Source organism: Streptomyces sp. CoH27 (assembly GCF_020181035.1).
Taxonomy (GTDB): Bacteria; Actinomycetota; Actinomycetes; order Streptomycetales; family Streptomycetaceae; genus Streptomyces; species Streptomyces camelliae.
In genome coordinates this window covers 109,749-121,748 of the sequence record NZ_JAIQYY010000021.1, presented here as the reverse complement: position 1 = coordinate 121,748, position 12,000 = coordinate 109,749, and the positions used below count along the sequence as shown (strand labels likewise).

Below are 12,000 nucleotides of genomic sequence, written 5' to 3'. Positions count from 1 at the left end.
GGGTGCCGGGCAGCGGCCTGTACGGCCCAGGGAACGGGGCGAGCCTGTGGATAACTTCGTGGCTGTCGGTGCGGGCCCCTATCGTGGAGGAAGCGGTCGAGAGACGACACACGGGGGACCGGCGGGGGACAGGACCATGGAAGCGACGGGCGGGATCAGCGAGATGCCACAGGTGACCGAGGGGCCGGGCGCGGCCGACAGCGAGGCGCTGGCCACGCTGCACCGGGTCTTCGGATACGAGGCGTTCCGGGGCGAGCAGGAAGCGATCATCGAGCATGTGGTGGCCGGCGGCGACGCCCTCGTCCTCATGCCGACCGGCGGCGGCAAGTCGCTGTGCTACCAGATCCCGGCCCTGGTCAGACCCGGTACGGGTGTGGTGATCTCCCCGCTGATCGCGCTCATGCAGGACCAGGTGGACGCCCTGCGCGCCCTCGGCGTCCGCGCCGGCTTCATCAATTCCACGCAGGACTTCGACGAGCGCCGCCTGGTCGAGGCCGAATTTCTCTCCGGCGAGCTCGACCTGCTCTACCTGGCCCCGGAGCGGCTGCGCCTGGACAGCTCGCTCGACCTGCTCTCGCGCGGCAAGATCTCCGTATTCGCCATCGACGAGGCGCACTGCGTGTCCCAGTGGGGCCACGACTTCCGCCCCGACTACCTCTCGCTGTCTCTCCTCGGCGAGCGCTGGCCGGACGTCCCGCGGATCGCCCTCACCGCGACAGCCACCCGCGCCACCCACGAGGAGATCACCCGGCGGCTGAACCTGCCGACGGCCCGCCACTTCGTCGCCAGCTTCGACCGGCCCAACATCCAGTACCGGATCGTGCCCAAGGCCGACCCGAAGAAGCAGCTGCTCGCCTTCCTCCGGCAGGAGCACGCCGGCGACGCCGGCATCGTGTACTGCCTGTCACGCAACTCGGTCGAGCGGACGGCGGAGTTCCTGACCGCCAACGGCATCGAGGCGGTGCCGTACCACGCGGGCCTGGACGCGGGCACGCGCGCCGCCCACCAGTCCCGGTTTCTGCGCGAGGACGGCCTGATCGTCGTGGCGACCATCGCCTTCGGCATGGGCATCGACAAGCCGGACGTCCGGTTCGTCGCCCACCTGGACCTGCCCAAGTCGATCGAGGGCTACTACCAGGAGACCGGCCGCGCGGGCCGGGACGGACTGGCGTCCACGGCGTGGATGGCGTACGGACTGAACGACGTCATACAGCAGCGCAAGCTGATCCAGTCCGGCGAGGGCGACGAGGCGTTCCGCCGCCGTGCCTCCGCCCATCTGGACTCCATGCTCGCGCTGTGCGAGACGGCCCAGTGCCGCCGCGGCCAGCTCCTGGCCTACTTCGGCCAGGACCCCGATCCGGCGGGCTGCGGCAACTGCGACACCTGCGTCACCCCACCGGAGACCTGGGACGGCACGGTCGCCGCGCAGAAGGTGCTGTCGACAGTGGTACGGCTGCAGCGCGAGCGCGGGCAGAAGTTCGGCGCCGTGCAGATCGTCGACATCCTGCTCGGCAAGCGCACCGGCAAGGTCATCCAGTTCGACCACGACCAGCTGTCCGTCTTCGGCATCGGAACGGACCTCGGCGAGGCCGAGTGGCGGGGCGTCATCCGGCAGCTGCTGGCCCAGGGACTGCTCGCGGTCGAGGGGGAGTACGGCACGCTGGTGCTCACCGAGGCGAGCGGTTCGGTGCTGCGGCAGGAGCGGGAGGTGCCGCTGCGCAAGGAGCCGGAGAAGCCGGCCATGGCCCGGTCGCGGTCGGCCGGCGCGTCCGGCGGCAGCAAGGCCAAGGCAGCCGCGGCCGAACTGCCCGACGAACTGGTGCCCGCCTTCGAGGCCCTGCGCGCCTGGCGCACCGAACAGGCCCGTGAGCAGGGCGTCCCTCCGTACTTCATCTTCAACGATGCCACCCTGCGCGGGATCGTCACCCTGAGACCCACCTCGGTGCGCGAGCTGGGCACGGTGAGCGGCGTCGGCGAGAAGAAGCTGGCGACATACGGGGAGGGCGTGCTGGCGGTGCTGGCTTCCCTGGACAGTCCGTCGGGCCCGGCCCCGGCCGCCGGGGCCGTATCCGATGCCGACTGGCCGGAGCCCGACGAGGAACCGGAGCCGGAGGACTGGATATAGCGGGCCCGTCCGGGGCGATCCGGGGGAGCGAGCGTCACAGCCCCCTCGCCGCGTAGGCCCTGACGTCCGCGTCCGAGTCGGCCGTCGCCGTGGCGAGAGCCGCGCGGGCCTCCGCCGTGGCACGGTGCCGGGTCAGCGCGAGTACGGCAGCCTTGCGCACGTCGGCGTTGGGGTCGGCCAGGGCCTTGGCCAGGGCGGGTACGGCGACGTCGGCGGCCCCGGCTGACAGCGCGGTGGCGGCGCCGGACCGGACCTGCCAGGCCGGGTCGGACAGGGCGGCCACGGCGCGGGCGGCGAGGGACGGCGGGCAGCCGGTGCCGGCCAGCGCACCGAGTGCGGCACCGCGTACCAGGGCATCGGGGTCCTCGGTGAGACGGTCCAGCGTGGCCGTGAGCAGCTGCTGGTCGGCCGCCGTCGGCGCCGCCGGGCCGACGGTGGCCAGCGCCTTGGCCACGCCGACTCTTACCTCCCGGGAGGGATCGTCCGCGGCACCGGCCAGCGGCCGGACAGCGTCGACCGAGACCAGCGCCCGTACGGCCTCGGTGCGGACGCCGACGTCGGGGTCGGCCAGCGCCGCCGCGAACACACCGGCCTCGCCGAGCCGCAGGGCGCGGAGCACATCGAGCGCGGCGGCCCGGACCACCGGATCGGCCTGGCCGAGCGCACCGGTGAGGGCTGCGCCCAGGGCGGGTTCGGGCGCCAGGGTCTCGACGATCTCGCGCAACGAGGCCACGGCGGCCGCGCGGACCTCGGCATCGGGATCGGCGAGGGCACCGGCCAGGGCCTGCCCGGTGCCGGGCGGCACGGTCTCGGTGAGGACCGAGACGGCCGTACGGCGCACAGCCGCATCGGTGTCCGCCAAGTAGGGCTGCAGAGCTACAAGTTCGGGCTCCGTCTCGGCCAGCTCCAGCAGCTGGAGGAGCCGAGGCGAGGCGGTGCCCTGGGTGTCGGCCCGTTCGCCGGAGACGTCGGCACGCGCAGAGGCCGGTCCTGCGGCGACCGGCGCCACCTCACGCGGCCCGGCCGTGGCCACGTGCTCCGGACGGACTTCGCCGATCCGTCGGGAGGGACCGCCGACGGGCGCGAACTCCTCGACCGGAACCAGATAGGGAGCCACGGGACGCGCCGTGAACTCCATGGCACCAGAGGGGGACTTGTGCAGATCGAGATGGTGGAACCAAGAGGCGTCGTCGCGGCCGGGGTGGTCGAGACGCTCGTGGTAGAGGCCCCAACGGGACTCGGTACGGGCGAGGGAGGCACGGGCGGCCATCTCCGCGCAGTCGCGGATGAAGGTGACCTCGGCGCAGCGCATCAGCTCGTGCGGGGTGCGGGCGCCCATGGCGGCGATGTCGGCGCGCATCCGCTCGAAGGCCTCCAGGGCGAGGGAGAGCCGCGCTCCGGACTTCGGCGGTGCGACGTAGTCGTTCACGAGGCGGCGCAGCTTGTACTCGACCTGGGGCTGCGGCGGACCGTCCGGGTGGCGCAGCGGGCGGTAGATCAGCTCGTGCGCCTCGCGCACCTGGTCCGCGGGAAGTTCGCCCTCGTACGCCGTGTACTGGGCGGCGTCCGCGCCCGCGAGGTCGCCGAAGACGAACGCGCCGATCATGTAGTTGTGCGGGACGCAGGCGAGGTCCCCGGCGGCGTACAGACGGGGGACGGTCGTGCGGGCGTGGTCGTCGACGCGGACGCCGGAGGCGGAGTGGCCGCCGCACAGGCCGATCTCGGAGATGTGCATCTCGACGTCGTGGGTGCGGTAGTCGTGCCCGCGTCCGGCGTGGAAGGTGCCCCGGGTGGGGCGTTCGGTGGAGTGCAGGATCGACTCCAGGGCGGAGACCGACTCCTCGGGGAGATGGCTGAGCTTGAGGTAGACCGGGCCGCGGGGGCCCGCGACCTCGGCGGCGAACTCGGCCATCATCTGCCCGGACCAGTAGTCGGAGTCGACGAACCGCTCGCCGTACCGGTTGACCTGGTAGCCGCCGAAGGGATTGGCAACGTAGGCGCAGGCCGGGCCGTTGTAGTCCTTGATCAGCGGGTTGATCTGAAAGCACTCGATGCCGGTCAGCTCGGCGCCCGCGTGGTAGGCCATGGCGTATCCGTCACCGGCGTTGGTGGGGTTCTCGTAGGTGCCGTAGAGGTAGCCGGAGGCGGGCAGGCCGAGCCGGCCGCAGGCGCCGGTCGCGAGGATGACGGCGCCCGCGCGGACGGTGACGAAGGCGCCCGTGCGCGTGTGGAAGCCGACGGCGCCCACGGCCCGCCCCTCGGCGGTCAGGACCCGGACCGGCATCACCCGGTTCTCGATCCGGATCCGCTCCCGCATCTCGCGCCGCCGCAATTGCCGGTAGAGGACCTTTTTGACGTCCTTGCCCTCTGGCATCGGCAGTACGTACGAGCCGGAGCGATGGACCTGGCGGACCGCGTACTCTCCGTGCTCGTCCTTCTCGAACTTGACCCCGTACGACTCCAGCCGCTGCACCATCGCGAAACCACGCGTGGCGGTCTGGCGGACGGTGGACTGGTCGACGATGCCGTCGTTGGCGCGGGTGATCTCGGCGACGTAGTCATCGGGTTCGGCGCGGCCCGGGACGACCGCGTTGTTGACGCCGTCCATGCCCATGGCCAGCGCGCCGGAGTGACGGACGTGGGCCTTCTCCAGCAACAGGACGTCCGCGCCGCGCTCGGCGGCGGTCAGGGCAGCCATGGTGCCGGCGGTGCCGCCGCCGATGACGAGGACGTCGCAGGTCAGCTCCTCGGCGTCGGTGACGGCGGGAATCTCCGGAGGAGTGGTGGCGGGGGTGGTCACCGGGGTGCCTTTCAGGAGCCGAGAGAGGTGAGGATGTCGCGGCGCAGGGCCGCGCGGGCCGGGTCGTCCACAGCGCCACGGTCGCGGGGCCCGGGGACGTCGCGTACGGCGACCACTCGGCCGGAGCCGAGCAGGGCCACGCGGTCGCCGAGGAAGAGGGCCTCGTCCACATCGTGCGTGACGAAGACGACGGTTGCCCCCGTGCCGCGGAGCACCTCCACCAGCAGGTCCTGCATGCCGGAGCGGGTCTGGGCGTCGAGGGCGCCGAAAGGCTCGTCCATGAGGACCGCCCGCGGGCTGTCGGCCAGCGCGCGCGCCAACTGGGCACGTTGGCGCTGCCCGCCCGACACCCGGTGCGGCAACTGTCCTGCCTGCGCGCTGAGTCCGACCCGTTCGAGCAAGGACTCGGCCCGGGCACGGCGTTCACCGCGCGGTACGCCGCTGATGGCGAGTGGAAGCTCGACGTTCCCGCGCAAGGTGCGCCAGGGCAGCAGTGCGTCCTCCTGGAAGACCAGCGCACGGTCGGCCGACGGCCCGGTCAGCGGGTTGCCGTCCACCTCGGCCGTGCCGCCCAGCGCAGGCAGCAACCCGGCGAGGGTGCGCAGAAGCGTGGACTTTCCGCAGCCGGAGGGGCCGACGACGGTGAGGATCTCACCGGGAGCGACATCCAGGTCGACGTTGTACAGCACCGGCGCGTCCGGGCGGCCGAGCACGGTGGAACGGAAAGTGAGCCGGGTGCCGCGTACGGCCCCCGATAGCGGCGCGACGGGAGCGGTGACGGTTTCAGACGAGGTGCTCATCGTGGGCCTCCTCGGTGTCCTTGTGGCCCTGCTGCTCGGGCTGGGTGTGATGCTCGGCCTTGCGGTCGGCACGGACGGGGGTGACGGTAGGCCGGGGCACGCGGGTGCGGCCAGTGGGGATGTACGAGGTGCGGGGCAGCCAGCGGGTCAGGCGCCGGCCGAGGAGTTCCACGGCCGTGGAGGTGACCCAGCCGAGGACGCCGATGGTGACCATGCCGACGAAGACGCCGGAATAGTTCACCACCGTGTAGTCCTGCCAGGTGCGGTAACCGACCCCGTACTGGCCGGAGATCATCTCGGCGGAGATCACACAGATCCACGACACGCCGATGCCGACCGACAGCCCGCCGAAGATGCCGGGCAGCGCGCCGGGCAGCACGACCGACCCGAGGATCCGCAGCCGTCCACCGCCCATGGTGCGCACCGCTTCCTCCCAGACGGGGGTCAGCGCACGGACGGCGTGCCGGGTGGAGACCAGCACGGGGAAGAAGGCGGCGGTGCAGGTGATGAAGACGATGCCCTGCTCGTTGGAAGGAAAGAGCAGAATCGCGACCGGGACGAGGGCGATCGCAGGGATCGGGCGGATCACTTCCAGGACCGGACCGAGCAGGTCCTCGGCGAGCCGCGAGCGGGCGACGAGCACGCCGGTCGCCACGCCCAGGACTGCCGCCAGCGCGAAGCCGGTGAGGATACGGGTGAGGCTGTCGGTGAGGTCGGTCCAGTAGTCGCTGCCGGAGAGCCGGTCGGCGAAGGCGCGGGCGACCTCGGTGACCGTCGGGAACTGCGAGAAGCGCAGCCACAGGTCGACCTTGAGGCCGGTCAGCAGCTGCCACAGGCAGAGGAAGGCGGCCAGGGAGGCGGTGCGCAGCGTATACCGGGCAAGGGGCAGCCGGGTCATGAGGCGCGTCCCAGAGCTTCGCGATACGACACGACGCGGGCGCCGCCGTGGGCGGTGACATAGGCCTGCGCGGTCGCAGGGGTGACGAAGGGCAGCAGCTGCTCGCCGTCGGTCACCCAGACGGCCTTCTCGGCGAACCAGAGCGTGCCGGTGGTGGCGTCAGGCACGTAGGCGCCACGGATGCGGTCCTGGTGCTGGGCCACGTACGCCAGCAGCTCCCGGGCGGACTTGAAGGAGACGGTCTTGTCACTGCCCTTGGCCCACACCTCGCTCGTGGCCGGCACGGGCGTGGCGGTGAGCCGCTTGGTGTAGGAGGTGCCAAGGGCCTTCTTCACGTACTGGTCGTCGACGAACGAGTCCACGTCGATGTCGCCGGTCAGCTTGGCGGCTTTCAGCACGGACACGTCCTGCTTCAGAGCGGAGACGAGCTGAGGCTTGACCGCCGGGTCGAAGGTGGCGATGCCGTGGGCGCCGTTGTAGAGGTAGACCACCTCGGCGGGCAGACCGGTGGCCTGGGCGACCTTCTCCGCGGCGGTGACAGGGTGGGCGTTGAGGTAGTCCGTCGCCTCGGCCTGGGCCTTGAGGAACGCCTCCAGGACCGCCGGGTGCCGACGGGCGAAGTCCTCGCGGGCGGTCACGCCGTGGAAGGTCGGCAGGTTCAGCTGTGCCCCGTCGTACAGGGCCTTCGCCTTGTCCTGGTAGGCGAGCAGGCCAGGCCAGGCGACGAACTGCGACAGGGCGTCCACGCTGCCGGAGGAGAGCGCCGAGGCGCCCACGGCGGGCTGCTGGTTGATCTTGGAGATGTCCTTGTCCGGGTCGATGCCGACACGCTGCAGGGCCCGCACGAGCGTGCCGTCGGCTGCGGAGCCGATGCTCGTGGAGACCTTCTTGCCCTTCAGATCCTTCAGTGAGGTGAGCGTCGAATCGGGCGCGGTGACCACGGTGTTGAGGCCGCCGCGCAGGTTGTAGCCGGTCACCGAGACCAGGTGGGTGGGCCGCCCGAGCTGCTTGCCGCGGGCCGCGTTCAGCAGCAGCGGGAAATCACCCATCGAGCCGATGTCGATCTTTCCAGCGGTCATCTGGGCGGTGATCGGGGCGCCGGTGGCGTAGTCCTGCCAGTCGACCTTGTAGGTGTGGCCGTCGTGCAGGGCGTTCAGGTCCCTCTCGAAGTAGCCGAGGGAGCGCAGCAGGGTGCCCGCCGTGACGGTGTTGATGGTCTTGGACTGATAGCCGATGGTGATGGTGACGTTCTTGCCGTCACCGGCCTCGGCGCTGCCGACGCAGCCGGTCAGCGGGAGGAGGAGAAGAGCGGCGGTAAGGGCAAGCGCGGTGCGTTTCACGGGAGTTCGGGCCTCTCACCGGAGCAGATAGGGCATGTTGACCGTGACGGCGCCGGTGGGGCAGCGGGCCGCGCACGGACCGCAGTACCAGCACTCGTCGACGTGCATGTACGCCTTGCCGGTGCTGTCGTCGATGGCGAGGGAGTCCAGCGGGCACATGTCCACGCAGAGGGTGCAGCCGTCGATGCACTTCGACTCGTCGATGGTCACGGGCACGTCGGCCCGCTGGGGCGCCAAGGGCATGGCTGTCTCCAGGAAACGTGCGGGCGGGGCGGTTGCGGCGGCCGGTTACAGCGACCGGTGGAGCAGGCCGCTCATGGTGATGCGGTCGCCGCGGAAGCGGATGAACTCCAGGTCGACGGGGCGGCCGTCGGCGAGGTGGGTGAGGCGTTCCAGCATCAGTACGGCGGTGCCACGCGGGGCCTGGAGGACGGCGGCGGAGTGGGCGTCCGCGTTCACCGCCTCCAGGGTGATCTCGGCGTGGCCGAGGCGCTGGCCGGTGATGGCTTCCAGGAGGCGGAAGACATCGGTGTTCTCCAAGTCGGCGCCGAGCAGGGCGGTGCCGAGGTCGAGCGGGATGTAGGTGAGGTCGAGTGAGAGGGGAAGGCCGTTGAGGCGGCGCAGGCGTTCGATGCACAGGACGTCGGCGCCGGCCGGGACGCCGAGGCGGTCGGCGACCGGGGCGGGGGCGGGGGCGGGGCCCATGGTGCGGACCTCGTTGGTGACGCGGCCGTGTTCGCGGAGGGTTTCCGCGAGGCCCATCAGACGGTCGAGCCCGTGCGGGTACTTCCGGGCGACGACCACGGTGCCGACGCCGGGCAGTCGCTCCACCAGGCCCTCGGCCCGGAGCAGGTCCAGGGCCTGGCGGACGGTGTTGCGGGAGGCGCGGTAGTCGGCGGCGAGGGTCGACTCGTGCGGGAGGGGACTTTCCTGGAAGGCGCCGCCGATGATCTGGCGGCGCAGGAGGTCGGCGAGCTGCCGGGCCCGGTCCGCGCGCAGCCGACGACGCGTCCGGTGGGCGGCGACGGTGGTCGCGGCGCCCTGACCGGCGTGGTCTCGGGGGCGATCGGCGGGAGGCATGGCTGGAACCATACCGATGCGGTAGGGAAAGTCGTGTTGCCGAAGTGTTGCGCCAGGTGAGGGGGCGTCGGATACGTCGCTGAGCTGCGGGTTTTCCTTTTCGTTCGGGAAGATCTGCCACCTGGGGGCCCGTCAGGTCAGTGCCGTCAGTCCCGGGGCGAAGGTGATCAGCAGGGGCAGCAGCGGAACCAAGGCGGCCACCGTCGTCGTCAGGGCCCGGTGCCGGCGCAGCAGCCGTGGCGGGGGCTCCAGGAGGCGGTCCACGCGCTCGCCCAGCAGGCGGCGGCTGGAGTCGCAGGAGAGGACGCCCCGGTGCTGGTTCAGCTCGATCAGCGCGAGGGCTGTGGTGAGGTGTCCGCAGCGACGGGACGCCGTGTCGTCGGCCGCCAGCTCGACCAGCCGGTGCGTCTGGGCGCAGAAGTGGGCGAAGAGCGGCACGCGCGGGAAGCCTGTGGCGAGCGCGGTGGACAGATGCAGGAGCCAGTCGTGGTGGGCTCGGGCGTGTCCGCGTTCGTGGGTGAGGACGGCGTCCAGCTGGTGGCCGGTGAGGCGCTGTAGCGCACCCGTAGTGACGACCAGCTGCGGCGGGTGCCCCGGCATCCACCAGGCGTCCGGGTACTCGTCCTCCAGCACCAGCATCGGGCCGCGCGCCGCGGGCAGCCCGGCCGGCAGATCGGGAGCGCGCTCACGCAGTTGTGCGCGGGCCCTGCCGCGCCTGCGGCGGGCCTCGACGAGCTCCCGGGCCAGCATCGCCGTCGTCCAGGCGGCCCCGAAGGCCAGCAGCAGGGTGAGGGTGGTGGCCCACACCGGTGCGGCGGAGAGGTCGTACGCGGCGGTGACCGAGGGCGGCGCCGGGGCGAAGACGCGGTCGCGGACGGTGTGGAAGACAGCCGCAGTGCCCAGGATCAGCGCGGCCAGGCAGCACAGCAGGACGGTGGCTACCAGGCACTGCCACACCCACAGTGCGACCACGGGTTCCCGTTCGGGCCAGGCGGCGCGGGTCAGCGCGCGCGGCGCCGGCAGGGCGGCCGTCAGGGCGACGACGCTCAGCAGGAGCAGGCAGACGGTCATGCCGGGGCTCCGGTTCCTGGTCGGAGAGGTGTGCGGGGCGGGTGGTGCCGAGGGTGCGTCACGCGGATGCGTGTCGCGTGTGGTGCGTGTCCCCGCCAGTATGACGAAAACCGGGGGCACGAGTCAGGTGTCGGGGACGATCCGCTTCGCGACCGGCCACGCGCGCGTGAACGCCGATGGCGGCCGCAACTGCTCCGGCGCGGCCCAGGTCGGCGGCCAACTGCCGTACTGCCGGCAGGTCTGCCCGTGCCAGGCCAGGGCGAGTTGTCGGCCCGCCTGGCCCGCCCGCCCCGCCCGGCCCGCCTGGCCCGCCCGCCCGGCCCGCCCGGCCCGCCCGCCCGGCCCGCCCGGCCGGCCCGCCCGGGTCGTCAGGCGAGGCCGTCGGGCCGTCGCCGTGGCCGGGCGGGGCGGTCAGGGGGCTGCCAGGGTGCCCGTGGCCGCCCCCGGCCGGCGAGTGTGGCGGGCGACCGGAGACCCGGGAGGGGGTCAGCGTGTCACGATCCGTCCGCTCACCTCGCCCAGCCCGACCCGGCATCCGTCCGGGCCGGGGGCCCACGCGGACAGGGTCACCACGTCGCCGTCCTCCAGGAAGGCCCGTTTGCCGTCGGGGAGTTCGAGGGGTTCGCGGCCGTTCCAGGTCAGCTCCAGCAGGGAGCCGCGTTGGCGTTCCTCGGGGCCGCTCACCGTGCCCGAGCCGTAGAGGTCGCCGGTGCGCAGCGAGGCGCCGTTCACCGTCATGTGGGCGAGTTGCTGGGCGGCGGTCCAGTACATGGTCGAGAAGGGGGGTTCGGAGACCACCTGGCCGTTGATCGCCACGGAGATCCGCAGGTCGTAGCCGCCCGGTTCGATGCCCGGCGCCGAGTCGTCGAGGTACGGCAGCAGGGGATGTGTGCGCTCCGGCGCGGCCACGCGCGCGTGCTCCAGCGCCTCCAGCGGGGTGACCCACGCCGACACCGAGGTCGCGAAGGACTTGCCGAGGAAAGGCCCGAGGGGGACGTACTCCCAGGCCTGGATGTCCCGCGCGGACCAGTCGTTCAGGAGACAGAGGCCGAAGACGTGGTCCCGGAAGTCGCCGAGTGCGACGGGCCTGCCCAGCTCGGAGGGGACGCCCACGACGAAGCCGACCTCGGCCTCGATGTCCAGCCGGATCGACGGGCCGAACACGGGTGCCGGGTCGCCCGGGCCCTTGCGCTGCCCGGACGGCCGTACGACGTCCGTGCCCGAGACGACGACCGTGCCGGAGCGGCCGTGGTACCCGATCGGCAGATGCTTCCAGTTGGGGGTGAGGGAGTCCGCGGCGTCCGGGCGGAAGATCTGGCCGACGTTACGCGCGTGGTTCTCCGAGGCGTAGAAGTCGACGTAGTCCCCGACCTCGAAGGGCAGGTGCAGGGTCACCTCGGACAGGGGGTGGAACAGCGGCTCCACGGCCGCGCGGTGCGCGGGATCCGTGACCCAGGCTGTGATTGCGCGCCGTACCTCGGACCAGACCGTGCGGCCAGCGGCCAGCAGGGGGTTGAGGACGGGGCGGGCCAGCAGCGACTGGTGCGACGAGCCGAGGGCGGCGGCCGCGGCGCCCGCGTCGAGGACATGGTCCCCGAGCCGGACGCCGACCCTCCGCTCCCTGCTGCCGGAGGGCGAGAACACGCCATAGGGAAGGTTGTGCGGGCCGAAGGGGTCGTCCTCGGGGACGTCGAAGGGGGGCATGAGGTGCTGCCTCACTCTCATCCGGGCCATGCATGGCAATGCGTTCCATGTGATCGCGCCACACGTTACGGCCGTGATGCATGTCTTGGGCAGAGACCAGGGGGTGCCTCGGCGTGTGCTCGAATGGTTGCTCGCACGAGGTCTAAAGGGTTCGCAATGTCCGGAAAGGTCTTGTCGGAGGG

9 protein-coding genes are annotated in these 12,000 nt (G+C 72.0%); 1 reads left to right on the top strand and 8 read right to left on the bottom strand.

Features of this window, described 5'->3' with window-relative positions:
• The first annotated feature begins 136 nt into the window (after positions 1 to 136).
• Positions 137 to 2,125, top strand: a complete 1,989-nt coding sequence (gene recQ / locus LE548_RS32040; protein ID WP_225100510.1) for a DNA helicase RecQ — start codon at positions 137 to 139, stop codon at positions 2,123 to 2,125.
• Between the two features lie 34 nt (positions 2,126 to 2,159).
• Here recQ and LE548_RS32035 read toward each other — a convergent pair whose 3' ends face one another.
• From LE548_RS32035 to fahA, 8 genes are all read right to left on the bottom strand, one after another.
• On the bottom strand, positions 2,160 to 4,925 hold the full coding sequence (locus tag LE548_RS32035; protein ID WP_225100509.1) for a fumarate reductase/succinate dehydrogenase flavoprotein subunit: 2,766 nt from the start codon (positions 4,923 to 4,925) through the stop codon (positions 2,160 to 2,162).
• Positions 4,926 to 4,936: 11 nt separating this feature from the next.
• Positions 4,937 to 5,725 (bottom strand): ABC transporter ATP-binding protein, encoded by a 789-nt coding sequence (locus LE548_RS32030; RefSeq protein WP_225100508.1) that lies wholly within the window; start codon positions 5,723 to 5,725, stop codon positions 4,937 to 4,939.
• Entirely contained in the window at positions 5,709 to 6,623 is a 915-nt protein-coding gene (locus LE548_RS32025) for an ABC transporter permease (protein WP_225100507.1), read from the bottom strand. Before LE548_RS32025 ends, LE548_RS32030 begins: the two co-directional genes overlap by 17 nt.
• Complete coding sequence (locus LE548_RS32020) at positions 6,620 to 7,963, bottom strand: ABC transporter substrate-binding protein (protein WP_225100506.1); 1,344 nt, start codon at positions 7,961 to 7,963, stop codon at positions 6,620 to 6,622. Before LE548_RS32020 ends, LE548_RS32025 begins: the two co-directional genes overlap by 4 nt.
• Before the next feature lie 15 nt (positions 7,964 to 7,978).
• A complete protein-coding gene (locus tag LE548_RS32015; RefSeq protein ID WP_030180763.1) occupies positions 7,979 to 8,206 on the bottom strand; it encodes a ferredoxin family protein in 228 nt (75 codons plus the stop codon).
• 45 nt (positions 8,207 to 8,251) lie between these two features.
• Positions 8,252 to 9,043, bottom strand: a complete 792-nt coding sequence (locus LE548_RS32010) for a GntR family transcriptional regulator (protein ID WP_225100505.1) — start codon at positions 9,041 to 9,043, stop codon at positions 8,252 to 8,254.
• 132 nt (positions 9,044 to 9,175) lie between these two features.
• Positions 9,176 to 10,114 (bottom strand): M56 family metallopeptidase, encoded by a 939-nt coding sequence (locus LE548_RS32005; RefSeq protein ID WP_225100504.1) that lies wholly within the window; start codon positions 10,112 to 10,114, stop codon positions 9,176 to 9,178.
• A gap of 486 nt (positions 10,115 to 10,600) precedes the next feature.
• Positions 10,601 to 11,818, bottom strand: a complete 1,218-nt coding sequence (gene fahA, locus LE548_RS32000) for a fumarylacetoacetase (RefSeq protein ID WP_225100503.1) — start codon at positions 11,816 to 11,818, stop codon at positions 10,601 to 10,603.
• Between the last annotated feature and the right edge of the window lie 182 nt (positions 11,819 to 12,000).

Excerpts from the sequence above, each read along its gene's own strand:
- LE548_RS32015 (WP_030180763.1), bottom strand. The coding sequence starts at position 8,206 with ATGCCCTTGGCGCCCCAGCGGGCCGACGTGCCCGTGACCATCGACGAG.
- fahA (WP_225100503.1), bottom strand. The coding sequence starts at position 11,818 with ATGCCCCCCTTCGACGTCCCCGAGGACGACCCCTTCGGCCCGCACAAC.
- LE548_RS32025 (WP_225100507.1), bottom strand. The coding sequence starts at position 6,623 with ATGACCCGGCTGCCCCTTGCCCGGTATACGCTGCGCACCGCCTCCCTG.
- LE548_RS32005 (WP_225100504.1), bottom strand. The coding sequence starts at position 10,114 with ATGACCGTCTGCCTGCTCCTGCTGAGCGTCGTCGCCCTGACGGCCGCC.
- recQ (WP_225100510.1), top strand. The coding sequence starts at position 137 with ATGGAAGCGACGGGCGGGATCAGCGAGATGCCACAGGTGACCGAGGGG.
- LE548_RS32010 (WP_225100505.1), bottom strand. The coding sequence starts at position 9,043 with ATGCCTCCCGCCGATCGCCCCCGAGACCACGCCGGTCAGGGCGCCGCG.
- LE548_RS32030 (WP_225100508.1), bottom strand. The coding sequence starts at position 5,725 with ATGAGCACCTCGTCTGAAACCGTCACCGCTCCCGTCGCGCCGCTATCG.